This window comes from Duganella sp. GW822-FHT06D06, from assembly GCF_058799615.1.
Window position 1 is genome coordinate 212908 of record NZ_JBXALQ010000007.1, and the last position, 25073, is coordinate 237980.

The 25073-nt window shown below is 63.2% G+C and carries 22 protein-coding genes; 20 read left to right on the top strand and 2 right to left on the bottom strand.

Going from position 1 to position 25073, the window contains the following annotated elements; all coding sequences use genetic code 11:
- Positions 1-135 precede the first annotated feature (135 nt).
- The 14 genes from AC1RMD_RS15475 (at position 136) to cobA (ending at position 15725) form a co-directional block, all read left to right on the top strand.
- Positions 136-1215 carry a DUF3667 domain-containing protein gene (locus AC1RMD_RS15475; RefSeq protein WP_492927563.1) on the top strand — a complete coding sequence of 360 codons (1080 nt, stop codon included), beginning with the start codon at positions 136-138 and terminating at the stop codon, positions 1213-1215.
- 147 nt (positions 1216-1362) lie between these two features.
- Positions 1363-2271: an NAD kinase gene (locus tag AC1RMD_RS15480; RefSeq protein WP_492927564.1), complete on the top strand. Its 909-nt coding sequence runs from the start codon at positions 1363-1365 to the stop codon at positions 2269-2271.
- Between the two features lie 15 nt (positions 2272-2286).
- Positions 2287-3939 (top strand): DNA repair protein RecN, encoded by a 1653-nt coding sequence (gene recN, locus AC1RMD_RS15485; protein ID WP_492927565.1) that lies wholly within the window; start codon positions 2287-2289, stop codon positions 3937-3939.
- 143 nt (positions 3940-4082) lie between these two features.
- Complete coding sequence (gene hemH / locus AC1RMD_RS15490; RefSeq protein ID WP_492927566.1) at positions 4083-5192, top strand: ferrochelatase; 1110 nt, start codon at positions 4083-4085, stop codon at positions 5190-5192.
- A gap of 423 nt (positions 5193-5615) precedes the next feature.
- On the top strand, positions 5616-6158 hold the full coding sequence (grpE, locus tag AC1RMD_RS15495; protein WP_020700874.1) for a nucleotide exchange factor GrpE: 543 nt from the start codon (positions 5616-5618) through the stop codon (positions 6156-6158).
- A gap of 119 nt (positions 6159-6277) precedes the next feature.
- Positions 6278-8224: a molecular chaperone DnaK gene (gene dnaK, locus AC1RMD_RS15500; RefSeq protein WP_492927567.1), complete on the top strand. Its 1947-nt coding sequence runs from the start codon at positions 6278-6280 to the stop codon at positions 8222-8224.
- A gap of 123 nt (positions 8225-8347) precedes the next feature.
- Positions 8348-9475 carry a molecular chaperone DnaJ gene (gene dnaJ, locus AC1RMD_RS15505; protein ID WP_492927568.1) on the top strand — a complete coding sequence of 376 codons (1128 nt, stop codon included), beginning with the start codon at positions 8348-8350 and terminating at the stop codon, positions 9473-9475.
- A gap of 103 nt (positions 9476-9578) precedes the next feature.
- Positions 9579-10256 carry a carbonate dehydratase gene (gene can / locus AC1RMD_RS15510; RefSeq protein WP_492927569.1) on the top strand — a complete coding sequence of 226 codons (678 nt, stop codon included), beginning with the start codon at positions 9579-9581 and terminating at the stop codon, positions 10254-10256.
- A gap of 134 nt (positions 10257-10390) precedes the next feature.
- Complete coding sequence (locus tag AC1RMD_RS15515; protein ID WP_492927570.1) at positions 10391-11014, top strand: ANTAR domain-containing response regulator; 624 nt, start codon at positions 10391-10393, stop codon at positions 11012-11014.
- A gap of 271 nt (positions 11015-11285) precedes the next feature.
- On the top strand, positions 11286-12563 hold the full coding sequence (locus AC1RMD_RS15520) for a CmpA/NrtA family ABC transporter substrate-binding protein (RefSeq protein WP_492927571.1): 1278 nt from the start codon (positions 11286-11288) through the stop codon (positions 12561-12563).
- 12 nt (positions 12564-12575) lie between these two features.
- On the top strand, positions 12576-13469 hold the full coding sequence (ntrB, locus tag AC1RMD_RS15525; protein ID WP_492927572.1) for a nitrate ABC transporter permease: 894 nt from the start codon (positions 12576-12578) through the stop codon (positions 13467-13469).
- A 12-nt stretch (positions 13470-13481) separates the two neighbouring features.
- On the top strand, positions 13482-14288 hold the full coding sequence (locus AC1RMD_RS15530; RefSeq protein WP_492927573.1) for an ABC transporter ATP-binding protein: 807 nt from the start codon (positions 13482-13484) through the stop codon (positions 14286-14288).
- Positions 14288-14959, top strand: a complete 672-nt coding sequence (locus tag AC1RMD_RS15535) for a methyl-accepting chemotaxis protein (RefSeq protein ID WP_492927574.1) — start codon at positions 14288-14290, stop codon at positions 14957-14959. The genes AC1RMD_RS15530 and AC1RMD_RS15535 overlap by 1 nt, the downstream gene beginning before the upstream one ends.
- Before the next feature lie 10 nt (positions 14960-14969).
- Positions 14970-15725 (top strand): uroporphyrinogen-III C-methyltransferase, encoded by a 756-nt coding sequence (gene cobA / locus AC1RMD_RS15540; protein WP_492927575.1) that lies wholly within the window; start codon positions 14970-14972, stop codon positions 15723-15725.
- On the opposite strand, the gene AC1RMD_RS15545 is transcribed toward cobA, so the two are convergent.
- Together AC1RMD_RS15545 and AC1RMD_RS15550 are read right to left on the bottom strand one after the other, a co-directional pair.
- On the bottom strand, positions 15715-16659 hold the full coding sequence (locus AC1RMD_RS15545; RefSeq protein ID WP_492927576.1) for an alpha/beta fold hydrolase: 945 nt from the start codon (positions 16657-16659) through the stop codon (positions 15715-15717). The two genes, cobA and AC1RMD_RS15545, sit on opposite strands and share 11 nt — an antisense overlap.
- Positions 16660-16696: 37 nt before the next feature.
- Entirely contained in the window at positions 16697-17362 is a 666-nt protein-coding gene (locus tag AC1RMD_RS15550; RefSeq protein ID WP_492927577.1) for a transglycosylase domain-containing protein, read from the bottom strand.
- Positions 17363-17689: 327 nt separating this feature from the next.
- Between AC1RMD_RS15550 and AC1RMD_RS15555 the strand changes: the two genes are divergently transcribed.
- The 6 genes from AC1RMD_RS15555 (at position 17690) to AC1RMD_RS15580 (ending at position 25058) form a co-directional block, all read left to right on the top strand.
- Positions 17690-18598 carry a sensor histidine kinase gene (locus AC1RMD_RS15555; RefSeq protein ID WP_492927578.1) on the top strand — a complete coding sequence of 303 codons (909 nt, stop codon included), beginning with the start codon at positions 17690-17692 and terminating at the stop codon, positions 18596-18598.
- Complete coding sequence (locus tag AC1RMD_RS15560) at positions 18599-19351, top strand: LytR/AlgR family response regulator transcription factor (protein ID WP_492927579.1); 753 nt, start codon at positions 18599-18601, stop codon at positions 19349-19351. It begins immediately after the preceding gene.
- A 289-nt stretch (positions 19352-19640) separates the two neighbouring features.
- On the top strand, positions 19641-20948 hold the full coding sequence (locus AC1RMD_RS15565; protein ID WP_492927580.1) for an MFS transporter: 1308 nt from the start codon (positions 19641-19643) through the stop codon (positions 20946-20948).
- A 9-nt stretch (positions 20949-20957) separates the two neighbouring features.
- Positions 20958-23489, top strand: a complete 2532-nt coding sequence (gene nirB, locus AC1RMD_RS15570) for a nitrite reductase large subunit NirB (RefSeq protein WP_492927581.1) — start codon at positions 20958-20960, stop codon at positions 23487-23489.
- Positions 23490-23499: 10 nt separating this feature from the next.
- Positions 23500-23847, top strand: coding sequence for a nitrite reductase small subunit NirD (gene nirD / locus AC1RMD_RS15575; protein ID WP_492927582.1), 348 nt, complete (start codon positions 23500-23502; stop codon positions 23845-23847).
- Positions 23832-25058 (top strand): NAD(P)/FAD-dependent oxidoreductase, encoded by a 1227-nt coding sequence (locus AC1RMD_RS15580; protein WP_492927583.1) that lies wholly within the window; start codon positions 23832-23834, stop codon positions 25056-25058. The genes nirD and AC1RMD_RS15580 overlap by 16 nt, the downstream gene beginning before the upstream one ends.
- Positions 25059-25073 lie beyond the last annotated feature (15 nt).

Sequence of the window (25073 nt, forward strand, 5' to 3'; positions counted from 1 at the left end):
TGATGCAGATGCTGGAACCTCATCTTAACCAGTTGTTTTTTCCACGGTCGCTAGATTGAATCCTGACAACTATTATCTGAAGTCGTTTATCATTTGGTCACTTTTCCCCACGCTTTTATCGAACAGGATGTTTGCATGAGTACTGCTGTGACTTCGGAACACGCCGCCCACGCGCCGTCGGCCAATTGCCCCAACTGCGAGGCGGTGCTCAACGGCCACTTCTGCTCGAACTGCGGCCAGGAAGCCATCCTGCACCACGCCAGCACGCGCGAGTTCCTGCACGAGTTCGTCGGCCATTACGTGGCGCTGGAAGGCCGGCTGTGGGGCACGGTGATGCGCCTGCTGTTCCGGCCCGGCGCGCTGACGCTGGAATACATCCGCGGCCGCCGGGTGCGCTTCGTGCAGCCGCTGCGCCTGTATTTGACGCTGAGCTTGATATTTTTCGCCATCATGAAGTTCACCAGCGGCTTTGATCCCGGCGTGGGCGATGACGACAAGCCCGAGACGGCGGTCGCCACGTCCGCTGCCGACGCGGCACGCAAGGCCGCCAAGGTACAGGAGCGGGCGGCCGCGCAGCTGGTGCCGCCGACGCCGGAAGAGGTGCGCGGCAAGATCGCCGCCGAGGCCGCGATCGACAGCATGCAGCAAGACTTCAAGCTGGAAGACTCCAGCGCCGCCAGCGCCAGCGCCAGCAGCAAGAGCAAGTTCAAAAGCAAGAGCGGAAAATATCTCAATCGCAGTGTGGCGGGCGATAACAATGATTTCCTGGACCGCTGGCCGACCCTCAAACACAAGTGGCAGGCGTTCGAAGACCTGCCGGGCGGCGAAAAAGGCAAGGTCTTCACCGAAGGCTTCTACCACTACGCGCCGTACGCGAACTTCTGCCTGATGCCGGTGTTCGCGCTGTTCCTCAAGGTGCTGTACCTCGGCTCGGGCAAGCGCTTCGGCGAGCACCTGCTGTTCGCGCTGCACACCAACGCCTTCGCCTTCTTCATCTACAGCGTGATCCTGCTGGTGCCGTCGGCGCTGGTCGGTTTCGTGCTGTGGTGCTGGCTGCTGGGCTACCTGCCGTGGGCCATGCGGCGCGTGTACGGCGGCAGCCGCTGGGGCGTGTTCTTCCGCTGGGGCACGCTGATGACGTTTTATTCGATGGCGATCGGCCTGGCGGTGCTGCTGTCGATGCTGGGCGGGATCATGAGCGTCGGCGGCCACTGAGGTCCTTGCAGTCTGGCCGCCGGCACACTATACTGCGCAAAATACTGTTTAAATGTACAGTTGTGAGACGGCGGGGTGATAGCAGAAGCCTGCGTTATGGGTTACTCTGCTGCGTGTCGCCGACCTCACCCTTTTGCCGAGATTTTTATGACCGCCACGCACGCCGTTTATCAAACCATCGCACTGGTCGTGCGCCAGAACACCGACGGCATCGCCGAATCGGTGCGCAGCGTGGTCGATTTCCTGCAACAGGACGGCTACACGGCGGTGTTTGAAGAGCAGACCGCCGCCCATCTCGGCTTCGGGATGGCCAACGTGCGGGTGATGAGCGCCACCGAAATCGGCGCCCACTGCGACGCCGCCATCGTCATGGGCGGCGACGGCACCATGCTGGGCATCGCGCGCCAGCTGGCGCCGTTCGACGTGCCGCTGATCGGCATCAACCAGGGCCGCCTGGGCTTCATGACCGACATCCCGCTCGACGCCATGCTCGACGTGCTGCCCAAGATCCTGGCCGGCCGCTACAAGGCCGAGCGCCGCACGCTGCTCGAAGGGCGGGTGGTGCGCAACGGCGACACCATCCACGTCGGCCTGGCCGTCAACGATGTCGTGGTGTCGCGCGGCGCCGGCGCCGGCATGGCCGAGCTGCGGGTCGACGTCGACGGCCACTTCATGTACAACCAGCGCTCCGACGGCTTGATCATTTCGACCCCGACCGGCTCCACCGCGTACGCGCTGTCGGCCGGCGGACCGCTGCTGCATCCCAGCCTGGGCGGCATCGTGCTGGTGCCGATCGCGCCGCACGCGCTGTCGAACCGTCCCATCGTGCTGCCCGAGTCGAGCGCGATCGTGATCGAAATCGTGCGCGGGCGCGACATCTCGGTCAATTTCGACATGCAGACCTTCGCCAGCCTGACCGCGCAGGACCAGATCATCATCCAGCGCTCGCCGCACTCGATCACCTTCCTGCACCCGGAAGGCTGGAGCTACTACAACACGCTGCGCGAAAAACTGCACTGGAATGAACATCCTTCCGCTGAAGGCAAACTCAATTAACCTCACCAGGCCTCCATGCTCCGTACTCTGTCCATCCGCGATTTCGTCATCGTCGACACCATCGAACTGGAATTCTCCGCAGGCTTCACCGTTTTCACCGGCGAGACCGGCGCCGGCAAATCGATCCTGATCGACGCATTGACGCTGGCGCTTGGCGGCCGTGGCGACGCCAGCGTGGTGCGCGAAGGCGCGGCCAAGGCCGACATCACGGCGGATTTCGCGTTGAGCGAGCAGGCGCGCGACTGGCTGGGCGCCAACGAGTTCGCGGTGGAGGAGGGCGGCGCGCTGCTGCGCCGGGTGATCGACAACGCCGGCCGCAGCAAGGCCTACATCAACGGCATCGCGGCGACGGCGGCGCAGTTGCGCGAGATCGGCGACATGCTGGTCGACATCCATGGCCAGCACGCGCACCAGTCGCTGATGAAGACCGAGGCGCAGCGGGTGCTGCTCGACAGCCAGGCCGGCGCCGGCGGCGATGTGAAGGCGGTGACGCTGGCCTACCGCGCCTGGCGCGCGCTGGGCAAGCAGCTGGAGGAGTTCGAGACCAACGCCGCCAACGTGCTGTATGAGCGCGAGCGGCTGGAATGGCAGGTCAACGAGCTGGAAAAGCTGGCCGTCAAGCCGGGCGAGTGGGCGGAGGTCAGCAATGAACAGAGCCGCCTGTCGCACGCCGCCAGCCTGCTGGAGGGCGCGCAGGAGGCGCTGACCGTGATCTCGGAGGCGGACGAGCATCCGATCCTGTCGCAGCTGTCGTCGCTGAACCAGAAGCTGGGCAAGCTGGCCGGCATCGACACCGGCCTGCAAGCCATCGTCGACCTGATCGAACCGGCGCGCATCCAGTTGCAGGAAGCCGTGTATGCGCTCAACGATTACCTGGACCGGGTCGACCTCGATCCGGAACGGCTGCGCAAGGTGGAGGCGCGGATGGATGCGATCCACTCGGCGGCGCGCAAGTTCCGCGTCACCGAAGAGCAGCTGCCGGAGGAGCACGCGAAGCTGGCCGAGCGCCTGTCGCAGATCGCCGACGCCAGCGACATCGAAGGCTTGCGCAAGCAGGAAGAAAAGCTCAAGGCGGCGTACATGGAGCAGGCGCAGCGCCTGTCCGGCACACGCGCCAAGGCGGCCCGCCAGTTGAGCGACGCGGTCACCCAGGCGATGCAGGAACTGAACATGACGGGCGGCCGCTTCGAAGTCGCGCTCAACGCTGGCGAGCCGGGCGCGCATGGCTTGGAACAGATCGAGTTCCTGGTGGCAGGCCATGCCGGCGTAGCGCCGCGCTCATTGGCCAAGGTGGCCTCGGGCGGCGAACTGGCGCGCATCTCGCTGGCGATCTCGGTGATCACCTCCAACGCCACCACCACGCCGACGCTGATCTTCGATGAGGTGGACAGCGGCATCGGCGGCGGCGTGGCCGAAGTGGTGGGGCGCCTGCTGCGCCGCCTGGGGCAGGAGCGCCAGGTCTTGTGCGTGACGCACCTGCCGCAGGTGGCCAGCCAGGCCGGCCAGCACTTCCAGGTAGCCAAGGGCACGCTGGAAAACGGCAAGACCGCCTCGCGCATCGACGTGCTGGACTCGAAAGCCCGCGTCGAAGAAGTGGCGCGCATGCTGGGCGGCCTGGAAATCACCGCCACCACCCGCAAGCACGCCCGCGAGCTGCTGGCCTCCTAAACCCGGGGGCAGGTCCCCCCATTTGTGCACGGCCTCGGCTGTAACCGTCGCTACAACCGAACTCATGCACAAATGGGGGACCTGACCCCGGATTTTCTTATCTATAATGGCAAGCTGTCCTATACACGCTGCCATTGGCCTACATGACCTTCCTGAAAGAACCTCCCTACAAGCACGGCTCGGTTGGCCGTAGCGCCATCGTGCTGGTCAACCTGGGCACGCCCGACGCGCCGACCCGCTCGGCGGTGCGCCGCTACCTGAAGGAGTTCCTGTCCGATCCGCGCGTGGTCGAGATTCCGCGCGCCGTTTGGTGGTTCATCCTTAACCTGATCATCCTGCCGTTCCGCTCCGGCAAGTCGGCCAAGAAGTACGCGTCGATCTGGACCCGCGAGGGCTCGCCGCTGAAGGTGCACACCGACGCCCAGGCCATGCTGCTGCGCGGCGCGCTGGGCGAACGCGGCCACCAGAACCTGACCGTGGCGATGGCCATGCGCTACGGCTCGCCGTCGCTGCCCGAGGTGCTGGCCAAGCTGAAGGCCGACGGCGTCGAACGCATCGTCGTGCTGCCCGCCTATCCGCAGTATTCCGGCACCACCACCGGCTCGATCTACGACGCCGTGTTCGGCCATTACGGCGCGGTGCGCAACATTCCCGAGTTGCGCTTCGTGCGCAACTACCATGACCACGACGGCTACATCCGCGCGCTGCGCCAGTCGGTGCAGGCGCACTGGGACGCCCACGGCCGCCCGGACCAGCTGGTGCTGAGCTTCCACGGCGTGCCCAAGCGCACGCTGATGCTGGGCGATCCCTATCACTGCGAGTGCCTGAAGACCGCGCGCCTGCTGGCCGCCGCGTTGAAACTGTCGCCAGATCAATATGTCGTCACCTTCCAGTCGCGCTTCGGCAAGGCCGAGTGGCTGCAACCCTACACGGCGCCCACCATCGCCCAGCTGGCGCGCGACGGCGTCCAGCGGGTGGACGTGCTGTGTCCCGGCTTCACCAGCGATTGCCTGGAAACGCTGGAGGAGATCGCGATGGAAGTGCGGCACGACTTCGAGCAGGCCGGCGGCCGCGAGTTCCACTACATCCCCTGCCTGAACGAATCGCCGGCCTGGATCGCCGCCCTGGCGGAAATCGCCGAACAGCACATGATCGGCTGGCCGACGCAGATGGTCGCGGCCCAGCACGACGAAGTCAAGAAAGATGCGGAGATCGGCCGCGCCGCCGCCCTCAAACTGGGTGCCGCCGACTGAAAAGAGACAATCCCCCGACGGCCGCGCCCGGACAGCGTAATCAGCACTTGCGGGTGACGAGTGCCAGCCTGTTAAAATAGCCGGCTGAAGGGAAAGTCGGCGTAGCATATCCATGCCGTCGCCAAGACGATGTACACCAGGATGGATGCTGCGATCAGTGGCAACTTCATGGTGAGGCGCTCCCGGAAAACTGCCGCGATGCTTGTCTTTAGTACATCTTAGACGCTGCGCCGCAAAAAAGTAGAGTCTGCACAGACGAAGTTTTGTAACGCGTGTTACATGAGGCCGCTTGTGGGGCGATGCGTGCTGGCGGTGATGAAATAACGGGCAGAATAACCCTTGAAAACATAGGTTATCGCCCCATTTGCAGCCAGTGCAGTAAGAAAAGTAATGTCAAACAAATACGATAGTAGGAGTCTATAGATGCAAGATCAGGAAAACCAAGCCGTACCTAATCCAGAGGCGGCAGCAGCCGCTGCGTCGGCCCCGCCATCGAATCCTGACCAGCCTACGCTGGAGGAACAGCTGTCGGCTACCGAAGCGAAACTGGCCGAGATGCACGACGCTTTCATGCGCGCCAAGGCTGACGGTGAAAACATCCGTCGCCGCGCCCAGGAAGACGTGGCCAAGGCCCACAAGTTCGCCGTTGAAAGCTTTGCCGAGGCCATGGTGCCGGTCAAGGACAGCCTGGAAATGGCCCTGAAAGTCGAAACGCCGTCGATCGAATCGCTGAAGGAAGGCGTGGAAATGACGCTCAAGCAGCTGTCGTCGGCTTTCGAGAAAAACCGCCTGCTGGAGATTCTGCCGGCCCAGGGCGAGAAGCTGGATCCGAACAAGCACCAGGCGGTCGCCGTGGTGCCTGCGGACCAGGAAGCCAATACGGTAGTTTCCGTACTGCAAAAAGGCTATATGATCGCGGACCGCCTGCTGCGTCCCGCCATCGTGACCGCGGCGCAAGCAAAGTAGTGAGTCGCGGCAGTGCCGCGATAAACAAAAGCAAATTTCGCCGAACTAAGCACTTGAAAACATACAGCTTTTCCACATATTAGTACCATCTGAACTTTAGCAAATAAGGAAGAAAAATCATGGGTAGAATTATCGGTATCGATCTGGGAACCACGAATTCCTGCGTTTCCATCATGGAAAATGGTCAGCCAAAGGTAATCGAAAACGCCGAAGGCGCGCGCACGACGCCATCGATCATTGCTTACCAAGAAGATGGTGAAATCCTCGTTGGCGCGCCGGCGAAACGCCAGGCCGTCACCAATCCGAAGAACACGCTGTTCGCCGTCAAACGCCTGATCGGACGCAAGTTCGACGAAAAAGAAGTGCAGAAGGACATCGGCCTGATGCCTTACTCGATCATGAAAGCCGACAACGGCGACGCATGGATCGGCGTGCGCGACAAGAAACTGGCGCCGCCGCAAATCTCGGCTGAAGTGCTGCGCAAGATGAAGAAAACGGCGGAAGACTACCTCGGTGAAGAAGTCACCGAAGCCGTCATTACCGTGCCTGCGTACTTCAACGACTCGCAGCGCCAGGCCACCAAGGATGCCGGCCGTATCGCCGGCCTGGACGTCAAGCGCATCATCAACGAGCCAACCGCGGCCGCACTGGCTTTCGGCCTGGACAAGACCGAAAAGGGCGACCGCAAGATCGCCGTGTATGACTTGGGCGGCGGTACCTTCGACGTGTCGATCATCGAGATCGCCGACGTCGATGGCGAAAAACAGTTCGAAGTGCTGTCGACCAACGGCGACACCTTCCTGGGCGGCGAAGACTTCGACCAGCGCATCATCGATTACATCATCGAAGAGTTCAAGAAGATCAACGGCCTGGACCTGAAGAAAGATCCGATCGCCCTGCAACGCATCAAGGCTTCGGCCGAGCGCGCGAAGATCGAACTGTCGTCGTCGCAGCAGACCGAAATCAACGAGCCGTACATCGCCATGGCGAACGGCGCGCCGGTCCACCTGACCTTGAAGATGACCCGCGCCAAGCTGGAATCGCTGGTCGAGGAACTGATCAACGCGACCATGGAACCATGCCGCATCGCCATCAAGGATGCCGGCGTCAAGGTTTCGGACATCGACGACATCATCCTGGTCGGCGGCATGACCCGCATGCCTAAGGTGCAGGAAAAAGTTAAAGAGTTCTTCGGCAAAGACCCGCGCAAGGACGTCAACCCGGATGAAGCCGTCGCCGTTGGCGCCGCGATCCAGGGCTCGGTGCTGTCGGGCGAGCGCAAGGACTTGCTGCTGCTGGACGTGACGCCTCTGTCGCTGGGTATCGAAACCCTGGGCGGCGTGATGACCAAGATGATCCACAAGAACACCACGATTCCTACCAAGTTCTCGCAAGTGTTCTCGACCGCCGACGACAACCAGCCTGCCGTGACCATCAAGGTCTACCAGGGCGAGCGTGAAATCGCGGCCGGCAACAAGGGCCTGGGCGAATTCAACCTGGAAGGCATCCCGCCGGCATCGCGCGGCACGCCACAGATCGAAGTGACCTTCGACATCGACGCCAACGGCATTCTGCACGTCGGCGCCAAGGACAAGGCCACCGGCAAGGAAAACAAGATCACGATCAAGGCCAACTCCGGCCTGACCGAAGCTGAGATCCAGAAGATGGTGAAGGATGCCGAAGTCAACGCCGAAGAAGACAAGAAAGTGAAAGAACTGGCCGAATCGCGCAACCAGGCCGACGCGCTGGTGCACTCGACCCGCAAATCGCTGACCGAATACGGCGACAAGCTGGAAGCGGGCGAGAAGGAAAAGATCGAAGCCGCGATCACCGACCTGGAAGGTTCGATCAAGGCCGGCGACAAGGCCGAGATCGACGCCAAAGTGGCATCGCTGTCGACCGCTTCGCAGAAGCTGGGCGAGAAGATGTACGCCGACATGCAGGCGCAGCAAGCTGCCGCCGGCGGCGGTGCCGAGGGCGCGCAGGCTGGCGCTGGCGCCGAGCAGGCCAAGCCGCAGGACGACGTGGTCGACGCCGACTTCAAAGAAGTCAAAGACAGCAAGTAATATCGCCATCCCCGCGCCAGCGGGGAGGACGAGCGCCGAGTCGTGCGGCCGTGGAAACGGCGCCGGCTCGGCTTTTTAGCATAAACAGTACATCAGTATTCAATACAGCAAGGTGCCGACAATATGGCAAAGCGAGATTTCTACGAGACACTTGGTGTCGCCAAAAACGCGTCGGAAGACGAGATCAAGAAGTCGTATCGCAAACTGGCGATGAAATACCATCCGGACCGCAATCCGGACAGCAAAGAGTCGGAAGAAAAATTCAAGGAAGTTAAAGAAGCCTACGAGATGCTGACCAATCCGGAGAAGCGCGAAGCGTACGACCGTTACGGTCACGCCGGCGTCGATCCGAACATGGGTGGCGGCGGTGGCTTCGGCGGCGGTGCCGGCGGTTTCGGCGATGCCTTCGGCGACATCTTCGGCGACATCTTCGGCGGTGGCCGCGGCCGCAGCCAGGGTCCGCAGGTATATCGCGGCGCCGATTTGCGCTATAACCTGGAGATCACGCTGGAGCAGGCCGCGCACGGCTTCGACACCACCATCCGCGTACCGTCCTGGGACAAGTGCGACACCTGCCACGGTTCGGGCGCCAAGCCCGGCACCTCGCCGGTCACGTGCACGACCTGCGCCGGCCACGGCCAGGTACGCATGCAGCAGGGCTTCTTCAGCATTCAGCAGACCTGCCCGAAATGCCACGGCACCGGCAAGATCATTCCCGAGCCGTGCGCAGCCTGCGCCGGCCAGGGCCGCATCAAGCGCAACAAGACGCTGGAAGTGAAGATCCCGGTCGGCATCGACAACGGCATGCGTATCCGCTCGTCCGGCAACGGCGAACCGGGCACCAACGGCGGGCCGTCGGGCGACCTGTATGTGGAAATCCACATCAAGCCGCACAGCGTGTTCCAGCGCGAAGGCGACGACCTGCATTGCGAAATGCCGATCTCGTTCGCCAAGGCGGCCTTGGGCGGCGACATCGAGGTACCGACATTGTCTGGTAAAGTGTCGTTCACGATCCCTGAAGGCACCCAGTCGGGCAAGACCTTCCGCCTCAAGGGCAAGGGCATCAAGGGCGTGCGCTCCGGCTTCGCGGGCGACTTGTTCTGCCACGTGGCGGTCGAGACCCCGGTCAAGCTGACCGAGAAACAGAAGGACATGTTGCGCGATTTCGAGAAGCTGACCACCGAAGGCGGCGCCAAGCACAGCCCGCAAAGCAAAACCTGGCGCGACAAGGTGAAGGACTTTTTTGAATAAAGGTTTCGAGTAACTGCGACGTCATGCAGACTTGGTAATATCGGACCGCCGCGCCACCTTCTTTGGGTGGACCGGCGGTCTTCTTATGTACGAGAGGAGCATCATGAGTGATCTGGACAACAGCAATTCCCCGTTGCGCGAACTGCTGGACAACAACCGCCGCTGGGCCGAAACGGAAGTCGAGCGCGATCCCGACTTCTTCAACCGCCTGGCGCAGCAAGCTTCGCCGGAATACCTGTGGATAGGCTGCTCGGACAGCCGGGTGCCGGCGAACGAGCTGCTGGGCCTGGCGCCTGGCGACGTCTTCGTCCATCGCAATATCGCCAACGTGGTGGTGCACTCGGACTTGAACTGCCTGTCGGTGTTGCAGTTCGCGATAGATGTGTTGAAGGTGAAGCACGTGATCATCGTCGGCCACTACGGCTGCAAGGGCGTGCACGCGGCGATGACAGGCACCCGCATCGGCCTGGCCGACAACTGGCTGCGCCATGTGCAGGACGTGCACCAGAAGCATGAGCGCTACCTCGGCGACATCCTGCCGAGCAAGAAGCGTTCGGAGCGCCTGTGCGAGCTGAACGTGGTGGAGCAGGTGGCCAACGTCTGCCAGACCACCATCGTGCAGGACGCCTGGGACCGCGGCCAGAACGTCACGGTGCACGGCTGGGTCTACGGCCTGAAGGACGGCAAGCTGCACGATCTGGAAATGACCGTCACCGCCGCCCATGAACTGGCGCCACGCGTGGCCAAACGCCTGAGCGAATACGAGGAAGAAATCGCCTGATTTCCGACGCGGTCCGTTGCTAAGCCGTCGGCGGCGGACCGCTATCGCTGGCAGGGTATCGGCTTTGTGCCGTAGAATGGATTGATTCTTGCTTGCATAAGTCTCATGAACCAACTCCAATTCCTCGCATGACCATGAAGCATTTACGCATTGTGGTCGTCAACACCGTCATCCACGCCGGCGACGAGGATGATGAATCGCTGCGCGCACAGGCCGAGCGGGCCCGCGCGCTGCGCATCGGCCTGCTCGAAGCGGGCTACGACATCATCGCTTCGTTGCCGCCGGACATGTATTTGCCCGAGCGCATAGCCCAACTGCAACCGGACATGATCATCGTCGACGCCGAATCCGACGCCCGCGACGTGCTGGAACACATCGTCATCGCCACCCGCGACGAGCGCCGTCCCATCGTCATGTTCACCGAGAGCGACGACACCGAGAGCATGGAGGCTGCCATGGCGGCCGGCGTGTCGGCCTACATCGTGGCCGGCCTGCAGAGCGAGCGCATCAAGCCGGTGCTGCAGGTGGCGCTGGCGCGCTTCAAGCGCGAGCAGAAGCTGCTGGACGAACTGTCCGACACCAAGAGCAAACTGGCGGAACGCAAGATCATCGAACGCGCCAAGGGCTTGTTGATGGAACGCCAACATTTCACTGAAGAGCAAGCCTTCCAAAAGCTGCGCAGCATGGCCATGAGCAAGAACCTCAAGCTGTCCGAAGTCGCCCAGCGCATCCTGGATGTGGAAGACTTGCTCGGCTAAATCCCGTCCAAAATGATGCACTGCGCAATAGCAGTGCGTTTTCGGCGCCATCGTACGGCGCTGTCATCCGCGGTATCCCCACATCCTCCCTCTGTAAACTTGCTGGCACAGACATTGCATAGCTTGTAGGCAAGCGCAACGATGCGCTTGCTGTACCTCGCCAACGGCGGTGAGGTCCACCAGACAACGACGTCTACACTCATGAATCCGTTCATGTTGGGTAGACTTTTTTTTTGCCGTTTTGTCTTGCTGACTACATGAGGGATTTGCGATGGAATACGAAGAGCCAAAAGCGGGCAACGACCTGCCGTCCGAAACTGTGAACACCAAGCGTCGGCAAATCATTCATGGCGCAGGCCTGGTAGCGGGGGGAAGCATGTTGGGATTGGCAACGGGTGGGGTGTGGGCGGCGGGATCGGACAAGCCGGAGAAGGAAGAAGTCAAGATCGGCTTCATTCCGCTGACCGACTGCGCGTCGGTGGTGATGGCCTCGGTGCTGGGCTTCGACAAGAAATACGGCGTCAAATTCGTGTTGAGCAAAGAGGCCTCCTGGGCCGGCGTGCGCGACAAGCTGGCCAACGGCGATCTCGACGCGGCCCATGTGCTGTATGGCCTGCTTTACGGCGTGCAGATGGGCATAGGCGGCCAGAAGAAGGACATGGCGGTGCTCATGGGTCTCAACAACAACGGCCAGGCCATCACGCTGTCGAAGAAGCTGGCCGACAAGGGCGCCGTCGACGGCCCGTCGCTGGCCAAGCTGATGCAGACGGATCGGCGCGAATACACCTTCGCCCAGACCTTCCCGACCGGCACCCACGCGATGTGGCTGTACTACTGGCTGGCCGCCAACGGCATCAACCCGATGAAGGACGCCAAGGTCATCACCGTGCCGCCGCCGCAGATGGTGGCCAATATGCGGGTCGGGAATATGGACGGCTTCTGCGTGGGCGAACCGTGGGGCCACCGCGCCATCATGGACGGCGTCGGCATCACCGCCACCACCACCCAGGACATCTGGAGGGACCACCCGGAAAAGGTGCTCGGCTCGACGCTGGAATTCGCCAAGAAGTATCCGAACACCTGCCGCGCGATGATGGCCGCCATCCTCGACGCCGGCAAATGGATCGACGCCTCGCTGGCCAACAAGAACAAGATGGCCGAGGTCATCGCCGACAAATCCTACGTCAACACCAGCAAGGACGCGATCGACCAGCGCATCATGGGCCGCTACCAGAATGGCCTGGGCAAGACCTGGGACGACCAGAACTACATGAAGTTCTACAACGACGGCGCGGTCAACTTCCCTTACCTGTCGGACGGCATGTGGTTCATGACGCAGCACCGCCGCTGGGGCCTGCTGAAGGAAGACCCGGATTATCTGGCCGTGGCCACCTCGGTCAACCAGATCGACTTGTACAAGGACGCCGCGGCGATGACCAAGACGCCGGTGCCGAAAAGCCCGCTGCGTACCTCGAAGATGATGGATGGTTCCGTATGGGACGGCAAGAACCCGAAAGCGTTCGCCGCCTCGTTCAAAATCAAAGCCTGATAGGGGAATGCCATGAACGCCATGCTTAAACCCGAAAGCGCCGCGCCGGTAGCGGCAGCGGCACCGGTCTCGGTTCGCCGCCCACGTCGTCCGCTGGCAGCCAATTCGACCACGCGCGCGCGCCAGCAGGTGTCGGCCACCGCGATGAAGATCGTCGCGCCGTTGCTGGGCGCCGCGCTGCTGGTGCTGGTCTGGCAGATCATCACCATCAAGAACGCCAGCTTCCCGACGCCGCTGGCGACCTTGCAGGAGGCGATCAAGCTGTTTTCCGATCCGTTCTACAGCAACAGCCCGAACGACCAGGGCATAGGCTGGAATATCCTGGCGTCCTTGCAGCGGGTGGCGGTGGGCTTCGGCCTGGCGGCGCTGGTGGGGATTCCGCTGGGCTTCCTGATCGGCCGCGTGCAGTTCATCGGCAGCATGTTCGGGCCGATTATCAGCCTGCTCAAGCCGGTGTCGCCGCTGGCCTGGCTGCCCATCGGGCTGCTGGTGTTCAAGTCCGCCAACCCCGCCGCCATCTGGTCGATCTTCATCTGCTCGATCTGGCCGATGATCATCAACACCGCCGTCGGCGTGCAGCGTGTGCCGCAGGATTACATGAACGTGGCCAAGGTGCTGAACCTGTCGGAGTGGAAGGTGCTGACCAAGATCCTGCTGCCGTCCGCGCTGCCCTACATTCTGACCGGTGTGCGGCTGTCGATCGGCACCGCGTGGCTGGTGATCGTCGCGGCGGAGATGCTGACCGGCGGCGTGGGCATCGGCTTCTGGGTGTGGGATGAGTGGAACAACCTGAATGTCCCGCACATCATCATCGCCATCGTCGCCATCGGCGTGGTCGGCCTGATGCTGGAGCAGGCGCTGATGGCGCTGGCCCGCGCCTTCACCTACGAACAAGTATCCAACTAAAGGACCACGATCATGGACGAGCCAAAATTCATCGATATCGAAGGCGTGGAGATGGTGTTCCATACCCGGAAGGGCGTGTTCCACGCGCTGCGCGAAATCGACCTGACGGTGCGCAAGGGAGAGTTCATCACGCTGATCGGCCACTCGGGTTGCGGCAAATCGACGCTGCTCAATCTGATCGCCGGCCTGCTGAAGCCCACCGACGGCGTGCTGTTGTGCGCCAACCGCGAGATCGCCGGGCCGTCGCCGGAGCGCTCGGTGGTGTTCCAGAACCATTCGCTGCTACCCTGGCTGACCTGCTACGAAAACATCCACCTCGGCGTGGAGCGGGTGTTCGGCAAGACCGAAGCGCGCAACCAGCTGCGCGAGCGCACCATGCAGGCGCTGGCGCTGGTCGGCCTGACGGCGGCGGAATCCAAGCGTCCGCATGAAATCTCGGGCGGCATGAAGCAGCGCGTCGGCATCGCCCGCGCGTTGGCGATGGAGCCGAAGGTTCTGCTGATGGATGAACCCTTCGGCGCGCTCGATGCGCTGACCCGCGCCCACTTGCAGGACGAGCTGCTGAAGATCGTCGCCGCCACCAAGTCGACGGTGGTGATGGTCACGCACGATGTGGACGAGGCGGTGCTGCTGTCGGACCGCATCGTCATGATGACCAACGGCCCGGCCGCCACCATCGGCGAGATCGTCGACGTGAAGCTGGATCGTCCGCGCGACCGTGTGGCGCTGGCGCAGGATGCGCGCTACACCGGGTACCGCACCGCAGTGCTGGAGTTCTTGTATCGCAAACAAGCCCACCCCGCGAAGGAAGCCGCCTGATGGACATGACCACACCCCCCATGGCGCTGGAAGGCGCCGCCAAGAAAGCGCTGACCGGTGAAATGTTCGGCGCCTTGATCAACCTGTCGGGCCGGCGCCGCTTCACGTCACAGCGCATCGTGCTGTATGCGCTGCTGGCGTCGCAAGGGCAGGCGGAGGGTGTGGCCGTCGCGCGGGAGGCGCTGGCGCTGTTCCGTGGCGCCCACAAGTCCCTGCTGGCCGAAAAGGATGGCTTGCCGGGCGTGTTCTGTCCCGAGCTGCAAGAGGCCTACTTCGGCAAGCCGGAAGGCGACCGCCAGATCGTCGCCTTCGCCGACCTGGGCGAGCGCGCCCTGCAGGCGATCGAACAGGGTTCGTCGCGTGGCGCGGAGCTGCTGGCGGAGCTGGTGCGCATCACCACGCCGACGCTGGCGATCCTCAACACGATCACCAGCATCTACGAAGAGCAGGCCAAGCTGAACGCGCGCCTGGTGCGCAAGCAGCTGCGCGACGTGATCACCGACATCGACACGATCAACCGCCAGGCGCGCATGGTGGCCTTCAATGCGCGCATCGTCGCGGCGCGGGCGGGGCACGCAGGCAAGGAATTCTCGGTGGTGGCGGGCGTGCTGTCCAACATCACCGGCGAGATTGATGAAATGGTCAGCGCAGCGCTGGCCGCCGCAGGTTAAGGAGAACATGATGAGCAACGTAACCCTGGTAGGCGCCGGCCCCGGCGATCCGGAACTGTTGACGTTAAAGGCCGTGCGCGCCATCGAGCGCGCCGATGTGGTGTTGATCGATGACCTGGTCAACCCGGAGATACTCAGCTTCGCGCCGTCCATCGCGCGGGTGATCCAGGTCGGCAAGCGCGGCGGCTGCGCATCCACGCCGCAGGAATTCATCGAGCGGCTGATGATCGCCGAAGCGCGCGCGGGGCATCGCGTGGTGCGGCTCAAGGGCGGCGATCCGTATATGTTCGGCCGTGGCGGCGAAGAGCGCGCATCGTTGCGCGCGCACGGCATCGAAGTGGATGTGGTGCCGGGCATCAGCAGCGGCCTGGCCGCGCCGAGCAGCATCGGCATCCCGCTGACGCACCGCTCATGGAGCCAGGGCGTGACCTTCGTCACCGGCCATGGCAAGGATGCGGAGTCGGAGCCTGAATGGAAAGCGCTGGCGCAGAGCGGCCTGACGCTGGTGATCTACATGGGCGTGGCCCGCGTGGACGCGATCCAGGCCGGCCTGCTGGCCGGCGGCGCGGCGGCCGATACGCCGGTGGCGGTGGTGCAATCGGCCACGCGCGACAACCAGCGCCAGTTGCTGACCACACTGGGCCAACTGCCGCAAGCACTGCGCGACAGCGGCCTTGGCAGCCCAAGCATCATCGTCGTCGGCGACGTGGTGCGCTGCGCGGATGACTGGTGCTCACTTGTAGAACCTGTGCGCGCTAGCGCTTGACGCCTGACCGGAACCACGCCGCCAGTCCGGCGACGAAGTCCTGCAGGTTGGCCTTGTCCGGTGCTTGCAGCGAGTGGCTGGCGTTCGGGTACTCGATGAAGGTGAACTGCTTCTCCGGGTGAGCCGCGAAGTAGTCCCGCAGTGCTCGTCCGGATTCGATGGCTTCGCTGTCGTCCTTTTCTCCCATCGCGGCGATCATCGGGATATCCAGCTGCGCATAGGTGGCCAGCGGATCCTGGAAAAGGTGCGAACTCCAGTAGCGATAAGGATGGCCGAAGAATGTCTTGTCCAGGCTTTGCGGGTCCGCGTTGATCGCGGCAAAGGTCTTCAGGAAGATCTCGCGTGAGAACGGCGATGCGTAGGGCTGCACGCCACGGTCGGCGAAAATCAGGAAACTCTGGCTTTGCGGCAGGCCGCCGCTGCCTCCCGTGGCGAGCCAGCCTATCTTCGGGCTGCGCAACGCCACGATGGGCGCCACCGCCCCGCCTTCGGAGAAGCCCAGCAGCGCCAGGCTGCGCGTGCCCATGGCCTTCAACTTCGGCTCCTGTTCAATGAACGCCAAGGTGTCGCTTACCCTGCGCTCCAGTGTATCGGCCTGGTTGTAGGTTTCGGAGCATGCCCTTCCGTCCGCCCCTTTCTGGATGCCGATCTTTTCAAGGAAGTAGACATCCGCTGGCGCTGGATAGTACTCGAAGAAAAACGGCACCCGGCTGCCGAAGTCTCTGCAGCCCGATCCGCTGAGCAGCACGACTGGCGTCGCGGGCCCATTGTTTGCCGGATCGTGCAAATGGTAGTAGCGGCGCGGCTGTCCATCGATCTGGATCGTCGCCTCATCCAGCACGCGCGCGGCGAAAGCCGATGTGGTCAAAAGGGCGGAGGTGGTCGCCAGCATGGCGACGTGGAGAATTTGGCGTATGGTCATGGCCGCCAGCATAAGTCAGCCTTGTAATATCGTCAACAAACCGACGGCGCTACGGGGCGCAGTGCGCGTACGAGGTGTCGAACCAACCTGCGGGCTTGCACCTCCCGTCCACCAGCGCCTGTATGCGCGCCGCGCGTTGCGCATGCGCGGCTGGATTGCCGACGGGGTGAAACTGGTTCGGCGCCTTGATCATCGCCACCAATCCGATGAACTCCGGTTCCGTGGCCTGCTCCAGCGGTTTGCCGAGATAGCTCTGCGCCGCCGACGCCAGCCCCTTCACTTGGCCCCCACGATTGCTGCCCATGTAGACCTCGGACACGTACAGGGCCAGCTGCTTGTCCTTGGACAGCCAGGCGTTCAAGACCAGGGCCATGACGTCGCGCCCGAAGTCTACGTGTTTGCAGCAATTGAATACGCCACGGTACAGCGTCTGAAACGCGCCTTTGACGCCGCCAAGGTTGCGCCCCGAGAGGAATACCTGGTTCGCCACGGCCGAAGAAATCGTGGCGTAGCCCTGGCCGTCGGCGAGACTCAGGCCGGGATGCTGGTAGAACGTCGGGTCTTCGACTTTGAGCAGGATATCTACCTGCCGCGCCGACAAACCGATCGGGGCGGCCGGCACGTCCGGCATGGTGTCACTGAGCGAAACCGCCGCCCAGCTGGCGGCGATGATGAGATATGCGAGCATTCCCTTGCCGATCATCTTGAGAGGCATGGCTTTCCTTTTCCGTGTGGGGATGCCGATTCTGGACCTGCCGCACCAGCACTTAGGAGCCGGTGTGACGAAATCCCGCTACGGCGTGACAGCTTCCGCCGGCATCGCCGTTGGCCGCATATCCGCCTGCTATACTCGCTGCCGATGAACATCGCGCCCTCCCTAGTTGTCCCGCATGCGCCCTGGCCGGCTGCCGCGAAAACCGTCTTGCTTAATGTGCTGGCCTGGGCGGCGATCAGTGGCTTTGGCGCGTTCGGGAGCTACAACGACCAAGCCACGCAAGGGTTCCTGAGTCTTTGGATAAAATGGTGCTGCGAGTACGCGCCCATGGCGGTGCTGAGTTCCGGCCTGTGCCTGGCGCTGGAGCGCTGGCCCGCATTGTTTGAGCGCCGCCGAAACGTGGTGGGGCTGTTCATCGCGATGGTGCTGGTGTTCCAGCCGCTCCAATGGTTCTACATCGACTGGGTGCGCGGCGGCAGCCTGGAGGACGCGCGCCAGGTGCTGTTGAAGATGCGCCGCTACGGCTGGTTCATGAGCAGCGCCACTTTCGCCATCATCGTCGCCATCGGCAACTGGCGCCTGGCCAAGGCACGCGAGCGCGCCTGGCGGCAGGCGCACACCGAGAATCTGCAATTGTCCCTGGCGTTGGAGCAGCAACGCATGCTGGCCCTGCGCGCGCAGCTCGAACCGCATTTCATTTTCAACGCGCTCAACGCGATCAGCGCCCTGGTCCGCAGCGGCGACAAGGCTGTCTCGCTGAACGGTATCAACCGTCTCAGCGACCTGCTGCGCTACGCCTTGTCGGCCAGCCTGCGCGACCACGTCAGCCTCGGGGAAGAACTACAGTTCGTCCAGGACTACACCGACTTGCAGCGCCTGCGTTACGGCGACCGCCTGCATGTCAGCATCGATTGCGACGATGAGCTGCTGCATGCCGCCGAATGCCCGCCGCTGTTGTTGCAGCCATTGATAGAAAACGCCCTGCGCCATGACCTGGATTGCCACGATGGCGCTGGCGATATCCGCGTCCGCTTCGAACGGCAAGCAGCGGATCTGCTGATTACGGTCTCGAATCCGGTCAACGTCCACGCGCCGCCCAATCCCGGCACCGGACTGGGGCTGGCCAACACGCGGGCGCGGCTGGTGATGTCAAATCCGCTTGCCTCGCTGCGTGCCGAGCGGCGCGGCGACCGCTTCTTTGCGGAGATCCGCTTGCCGCTGGCGGTGCAGGACTAGATGCCAGTCACTTATATCATCGTCGACGACGAACCGCCGGGACGCGCGAATCTGCGTTTGGCCATGGAGTCCCACCCGGACTGGCAGCTGGCGGCCGAATGCGACAGCGCCGTCGCCGCACGCAACGTGCTGGCGACAAGCAGCATCGACGCGATATTCCTGGATATCCAGATGCCGCGCGAATCCGGGCTGGCGATGGCGCGCGAATTGAGCAGCCTCCCCGAGCCGCCGCTGATCATCTTCGTGACGGCCTTTAACACCTATGCCGTGGATGCGTTCGAAGTCCATGCGCTTGACTATCTGCTTAAACCGATCGACGACAGGCGGCTGGCGCAAACCGTTGAACGGGCCACGCACATGCTGCGATACCGCCAGGCCGAAGGTTATGGCAACGCCTTGCGCGGCTACGTCGACTTCACGCCAGAGCGGTATCTCGACGCGTTCAGCGTGCGTTCGATCGGCTACATCGAGCAAGTCCGGGTGGACGACGTGCTGTGGCTCCAGTCGGCCGGCAATTACGTCGAGCTGCACCTGGCGTCCCGCAAAGTGCTGCACCGCATACCGCTCAGCCGCCTCGAACCGCTGTTGAAGCCCGATGACTTCCTGCGAGTGCATCGGGCGGCGATCGTCCGCCGCGACCAGATCAAGCGATTATCAAGAGTCGGCGACGGGCGCTACCTGCTCACATTACGCTGCGATGCGCAGGTTCAGGTGAGCGAGCGTTATGTCGACGCCCTGAAAGCTTGCATGTAATGCACCGCCGGCGCGCACCGCCAGTGCGCACCGATAGCGTGCATCGTGCACCGCAACATAGCACGGCGCCCGTGCAAACCAGGCCCGCTGCGGCCTTCTCCCCCGGTAAACAGGCCTTTCGCGGTCTGGCACGGCTCTTGCAATACAGAGGATAAGGGATCAACGGCGATCCCCCCGAATACAACCGCCGACCCAAAGACGGGGCGGCAGGACAACGGCGTCCGCCCAACCTGGTCTTAGGTGATCTTGGTTGCGCGGGCGCCTTTTTGTTTTCTGAACGGGATAATAAATGGCCACCAAAGCTACCAGCATCAAGCTCTTTTCGATTTCAACGCCTCAGATGCGGGCGTTCCACTTGACCTGGATGGCGTTCTTCGTCTGCTTCTTCGCCTGGTTTGCCTGCGCACCGCTGATGCCGGTGATCAAAGGTGAATTCGGCCTGAGCGTCGCGCAGATCGCCAACATCAACATCGCCGCCGTGGCCATCACCATCCTCGTGCGGCTGGTGGTCGGTCCTCTGTGCGACCATTTCGGTCCACGCAAAACCTATACGGGCTTGCTGCTGCTGGGTTCCATCCCGGTGATCGGCGTCGCCTTCGCGCAGAGCTACGAGAGCTTCCTGCTGTTCCGCCTTGGTATCGGCGCGGCCGGCGCCAGCTTCGTCATCACGCAGTACCATACCTCGGTGATGTTCGGACCCAAGGTGGTGGGCACCGCCAACGCCGCAGCCGCAGGTTGGGGCAATGCCGGCGGCGGCGTGGCGCAAGCCGTGATGCCGCTGCTGATGACCGCCATGGTCATGCTGGGCGTGAGCGAAACCTACGGCTGGCGCGCCGCGCTGCTGGTGCCGGGCGTGCTGATGATCGTCATGGCCGGCGTCTACTACCGCTTTACCCAGGACTGCCCGCAAGGGAACTTCAGCGAACTGCGCGCAGCCGGCGTCGCCATCGACGGCGGCGCCAAGAAGGGCGGCTGGGAGAGCTTCAAGCTGGCCTCCACCAACTACCGCGTATGGATGCTGTTCATCACCTACGGCGCCTGCTTCGGCATCGAGATCTTCATCCACAACATCGCCGCGGTCTACTACGTCGATCACTTCAAACTGACGCTGGCCCAAGCCGGCATGGCGGCGGGCAGCTTCGGCCTGCTGGCATTGTTCGCCCGTGCCCTGGGCGGCTGGGTGTCGGACAAGTTCGCCGCCGCCGGCAACCTGAATAACCGCGTCACGCTGCTGTTCGTGCTGATGCTGGGCGAAGGCGCCGGCCTGCTGTTGTTCGCCAACGCCGGCACCGCCGCGCTGGCAGTCGGCGCCATGCTGGTATTCGGCCTGTTCACCCACATGGCCTGCGGCGCGACCTACGCCATCGTGCCCTTCGTCGACAAGCGCGCCCTGGGCGGCGTGGCCGGCATCATCGGCGCGGGCGGCAACGTCGGCGCCGTGGCTGCGGGCTTCCTGATGAAAGGCCTGGGCAACGTGCAGCAGACCTTGAGCATACTCGGCATCGTCGTCGCCGCATCCGCGCTGTGCGCATTGGCGGCCCGCTTCAACAGCAGCGCCGTTGAAGAAACCGCAACCGCCACCAAGCTGGCAGCCTAAGAGGACATCATGAAGATTATCGTTATCGGCCACGGCATGGTTGGCCACAAATTCCTGGAGAGCCTGGCCAACAGCGGCGCCACGCATCTGCAAGTGACGGTGCTGTGCGAAGAGCCGCGTCCCGCGTACGATCGCGTGCACCTGTCCGAGTTCTTCTCCGGTAAAGCGGCGGAAGACCTGTCGCTAGTGAAGCCAGGTTTCTTCGATCGCGGCGACATGGTGCTGCGCCTGAACACCCGCGCCACCCAGATCGACACCGCCGGCAAGACCGTTACCACCGCCGACGGCGACGTGCTGGACTACGACAAGCTGGTGATCGCCACCGGCTCGTTCCCGTTTGTGCCGCCGCTTCCTGGCAAGGAGCGCAAGGACTGCTTCGTCTACCGCACCATCGAAGACCTGGAAGCGATGCTTGAATGCGGCAAGCGCTCCAAGACCGGCGTCGTCATTGGCGGCGGCCTGCTGGGCCTCGAATGCGCCAAGGCGTTGCGCGACATGAAGCTCGATACCCACGTGGTCGAATTCTCGCCGCGCCTGATGGCGGTGCAGGTGGACGACGGCGGCGCGCGCGTGCTGCGCCGGAAAATCGAAGAGCTGGGCGTGACCGTCCACACCGGCAAGAACACCACCGCCATCGTCGACGGCGTCGATGGCACGCACCGCATGGAGTTCGCCGACGGCGGCCACCTGGACGCCGACATGATCGTGTTCTCGGCCGGTATCCGTCCGCGCGACATGCTGGCGCGCGAGAGCGGCCTGACCATCGGCCCGCGCGGCGGCATCGAGATCAACAACAACTGCGTCACCTCCGACCCGGACGTCTACGCCATCGGCGAATGCGCGCTGTGGGGCGGGTTGATCTTCGGCCTGGTGGCGCCGGGCTATGAGATGGCGCGCGTCGCCGCCAAGCACATGCTGGGCGAAGCGGCGGAATTCGCCGGCGCCGACATGAGCACCAAGCTGAAACTGATGGGCGTGGACGTGGCCAGCATCGGCGACCCGCACGGCAAGGTCGAAGGCAGCCGCTCCTACCAGTTCACCGACGAGCGCAAACAGATCTACAAGAAGATCGTCGTCTCCGACTGCGGCAAGTACCTGCTGGGCGGCGTGATGGTGGGCGACGCCAGCGAATACGGCACGCTGCTGCAAATGATGTTGAACAAAATCGAACTGCCGGAATCGCCGGAGTTCCTGATCCTGCCGCAATCGGACGGCGCAGCCAAGCCTGGCCTGGGCGTGGACGCGCTGCCGGAAGGCGCGCAGATCTGCTCCTGCAACGACGTCTCGAAAGGCGCGCTGTGCGCGGCGGTGGCCGGCGGCGCCACCACCGTCGGCGAATTGAAGAGCTGCACCAACGCCGGCACCTCCTGCGGCGGTTGCGTGCCGCTGGTCACGCAGGTAATGAAGGCCGAGATGAAAAAGCTCGGCATGGCGGTCAACAACCACGTGTGCGAACACTTCGCGTATTCGCGCCAGGAGCTGTTCCACCTGATCAAAGTCGGCCAGATCAAGAGCTTCGGCGACCTGCTGGCCAAGCACGGCAAGGGCCTCGGTTGCGACGTCTGCAAACCGCTGGCGGCCAGCATCCTGGCGTCGGTGTGGAACGACTTCGTGCTGAAAAAGGAGCACGCCAGCCTGCAGGACACCAACGACTACTTCCTCGGCAATATCCAGAAGGACGGCACCTACTCGGTGGTGCCGCGCATGCCGGGCGGCGAAGTCACTGCCGATGGCCTGATCGCGGTCGGCATGGTGGCCAAGAAGTACCAGCTGTACACCAAGATCACCGGCGGCGCCCGCGTCGACCTGTTCGGCGCGCGCGTCGAACAGCTGCCGCTGATCTGGGAAGAGCTGATCGCCGCCGGCTTCGAATCCGGCCACGCCTACGGCAAGTCGCTGCGCACGGTGAAATCCTGCGTCGGTTCGACCTGGTGCCGCTACGGCGTCGACGACTCGATCGGCCTGGCGATCGAACTGGAAAACCGCTACAAAGGCCTGCGCACGCCGCACAAGATCAAGTTCGGCGTATCCGGCTGCACCCGCGAGTGCGCCGAAGCACAGGGCAAGGACGTCGGCGTGATCGCCACCGAGAAAGGCTGGAACATGTACGTGTGCGGCAACGGCGGCATGAAGCCGCGCCACGCCGAACTGCTGGCGACGGACCTGGACAAGGCCACGCTGATCAAGTACATCGACCGCTTCCTGATGTTCTACACCCGCACCGGCGACCGCCTGCAGCGCACCAGCGTATGGCGCGAGAACCTGGAGGGCGGCCTGGATTACCTGAAGCAGGTCGTCGTCAACGACAAGCTGGGCATCGGCGCCGAACTGGAAGCCGACATGCAGCACGTGGTCGACACCTACGCGTGCGAGTGGAAGGAAGCCGTCGAGAATCCGGAAACCCGCAAGCGTTTCCGCCACTTCGTCAACAGCGAAAAGGGCGACGAGAACGTGTTGTTCATGGAAGAACGCGGACAGATTCGTCCGGCCACCGTGGAAGAGCGCAAGCGCGTGATTCCGATCGCAGTCAAGGCAGCTTGAGGAGAACACTATGCATCGCGATATTCAAACCGACAACTGGATCGCCGTCTGCAACCTGGACGAGATCGTGCCCAACACCGGCGTGTGCGCTTTGTTGAACCAGCAGCAGGTCGCAGTGTTCCATGTGGACGACGGCAGCGCGCGCGTGTTCGCCATCGATAACTACGATCCGAATTCCGAAGCCTCCGTGCTGTCGCGCGGCCTGGTGGGTAACCTGGGCGAACGCATCGTGGTCGCCTCGCCGATCTACAAGCAGCACTTCGACCTGCAAACGGGCGAGTGCCTGGAAGCGCCTGAGCATTCGGTCGGTATCTATCCCGCCCGTATCGACGGCGGCAAAGTATGGGTAGGCCTGTGAAACCCTCGCTGGTCGTGATCGGCAACGGCATGGCCGGCATGCGTACGGTCGAGGAGCTGTACAAGCTGGCGCCGGACATGTACGACATCACCGTGTTCGGCGCTGAGCCGCACGGTAACTACAACCGCATCCTGCTGTCGCCTGTACTGGCGGGCGAAAAGAGCATGGAAGACATCATGCTCAACACGCGCGAATGGTACGTCCAGCATGGCATCACGCTGCACGCCGGCGATCCGGTCGAGCATATCGACCGCCGCAAGCGCGTCGTGCGCGCGCGCTCCGGGCTGGAAGTGCACTACGACCGCCTGTTGATCGCCACCGGCTCCAAGCCCTTCATCATTCCCGTACCCGGACACCAGCTGCCCGGCGTGCTGGCCTTCCGCGATATCCAGGACGTGGAGACCATGCTGGCGATGGCGCGCAATCACCGTCATGCGGTGGTGATCGGCGGCGGCCTGCTGGGTCTTGAAGCGGCCAACGGCCTGCAACGCCAGGGCATGTCCGTCACCGTGGTCCATGTGACCGACGCTTTGATGAACCAGCAGCTCGACAAGCCCGCTGCGCAGCTGCTGCAAAAGGCGCTGGAAGCCAAGGGCCTGAAGTTCATGATGAATGCGCAGACCGCCGAAATCGTCGGCCCGGACCGCGTGCGCGCGGTGCGCTTCAAGGACGACAGCGAGATCCCGGCCGACCTGGTGGTGATGACCGCCGGCGTGCGTCCGAATATCGACCTGGCCAAGTCGGCCGGCCTGCACTGCGAACGCGCCATCGTGGTTGACGACACGCTGCAAACCTACGATCCGCGCGTGTACGCGGTGGGCGAGTGCGTGCAGCACCGCAGCGCGACCTTCGGCCTGGTGGCGCCGATCTGGGACCAGGCGCGCGTCTGCGGCGCCCACCTGGCCGGCGCCGGCGTGCGTCGCTACGTGCAGCAGACCTCGCCGACCCGTCTGAAAGTGACCGGCGTGGACCTGTATTCGGTCGGCGACTTCGTCGGCGGCGAAGGCAGCGAGGACCTGGTGCTGCGCGACGCGCGGCGCGGCGTCTACAAACGGCTGGTGTTGAAGGACGGGCGCGTGACCGGCGCCGTGCTGTATGGCGATGTCAAGGATGGCCCGTGGTACTTCAACCTGATTCAAAACCGCACCGACATTACGCCGATCCGGCAAAACCTGTTGTTTGGCGAAGCGCTTTCCGCGCGCGCCGCATGATTTGAGCGAGAAGCA

Excerpts from the sequence above, each read along its gene's own strand:
- can (WP_492927569.1), top strand. The coding sequence starts at position 9,579 with ATGAGTGATCTGGACAACAGCAATTCCCCGTTGCGCGAACTGCTGGAC.
- AC1RMD_RS15560 (WP_492927579.1), top strand. The coding sequence starts at position 18,599 with ATGCCAGTCACTTATATCATCGTCGACGACGAACCGCCGGGACGCGCG.
- nirB (WP_492927581.1), top strand. The coding sequence starts at position 20,958 with ATGAAGATTATCGTTATCGGCCACGGCATGGTTGGCCACAAATTCCTG.
- nirD (WP_492927582.1), top strand. The coding sequence starts at position 23,500 with ATGCATCGCGATATTCAAACCGACAACTGGATCGCCGTCTGCAACCTG.
- AC1RMD_RS15480 (WP_492927564.1), top strand. The coding sequence starts at position 1,363 with ATGACCGCCACGCACGCCGTTTATCAAACCATCGCACTGGTCGTGCGC.
- dnaK (WP_492927567.1), top strand. The coding sequence starts at position 6,278 with ATGGGTAGAATTATCGGTATCGATCTGGGAACCACGAATTCCTGCGTT.
- AC1RMD_RS15475 (WP_492927563.1), top strand. The coding sequence starts at position 136 with ATGAGTACTGCTGTGACTTCGGAACACGCCGCCCACGCGCCGTCGGCC.
- recN (WP_492927565.1), top strand. The coding sequence starts at position 2,287 with ATGCTCCGTACTCTGTCCATCCGCGATTTCGTCATCGTCGACACCATC.
- AC1RMD_RS15550 (WP_492927577.1), bottom strand. The coding sequence starts at position 17,362 with ATGCCTCTCAAGATGATCGGCAAGGGAATGCTCGCATATCTCATCATC.
- grpE (WP_020700874.1), top strand. The coding sequence starts at position 5,616 with ATGCAAGATCAGGAAAACCAAGCCGTACCTAATCCAGAGGCGGCAGCA.
- dnaJ (WP_492927568.1), top strand. The coding sequence starts at position 8,348 with ATGGCAAAGCGAGATTTCTACGAGACACTTGGTGTCGCCAAAAACGCG.
- AC1RMD_RS15555 (WP_492927578.1), top strand. The coding sequence starts at position 17,690 with ATGGCGGTGCTGAGTTCCGGCCTGTGCCTGGCGCTGGAGCGCTGGCCC.
- AC1RMD_RS15565 (WP_492927580.1), top strand. The coding sequence starts at position 19,641 with ATGGCCACCAAAGCTACCAGCATCAAGCTCTTTTCGATTTCAACGCCT.
- AC1RMD_RS15545 (WP_492927576.1), bottom strand. The coding sequence starts at position 16,659 with ATGCTGGCGGCCATGACCATACGCCAAATTCTCCACGTCGCCATGCTG.
- AC1RMD_RS15580 (WP_492927583.1), top strand. The coding sequence starts at position 23,832 with ATGGGTAGGCCTGTGAAACCCTCGCTGGTCGTGATCGGCAACGGCATG.
- cobA (WP_492927575.1), top strand. The coding sequence starts at position 14,970 with ATGAGCAACGTAACCCTGGTAGGCGCCGGCCCCGGCGATCCGGAACTG.
- hemH (WP_492927566.1), top strand. The coding sequence starts at position 4,083 with ATGACCTTCCTGAAAGAACCTCCCTACAAGCACGGCTCGGTTGGCCGT.
- AC1RMD_RS15530 (WP_492927573.1), top strand. The coding sequence starts at position 13,482 with ATGGACGAGCCAAAATTCATCGATATCGAAGGCGTGGAGATGGTGTTC.
- AC1RMD_RS15535 (WP_492927574.1), top strand. The coding sequence starts at position 14,288 with ATGGACATGACCACACCCCCCATGGCGCTGGAAGGCGCCGCCAAGAAA.
- AC1RMD_RS15515 (WP_492927570.1), top strand. The coding sequence starts at position 10,391 with ATGAAGCATTTACGCATTGTGGTCGTCAACACCGTCATCCACGCCGGC.
- AC1RMD_RS15520 (WP_492927571.1), top strand. The coding sequence starts at position 11,286 with ATGGAATACGAAGAGCCAAAAGCGGGCAACGACCTGCCGTCCGAAACT.
- ntrB (WP_492927572.1), top strand. The coding sequence starts at position 12,576 with ATGAACGCCATGCTTAAACCCGAAAGCGCCGCGCCGGTAGCGGCAGCG.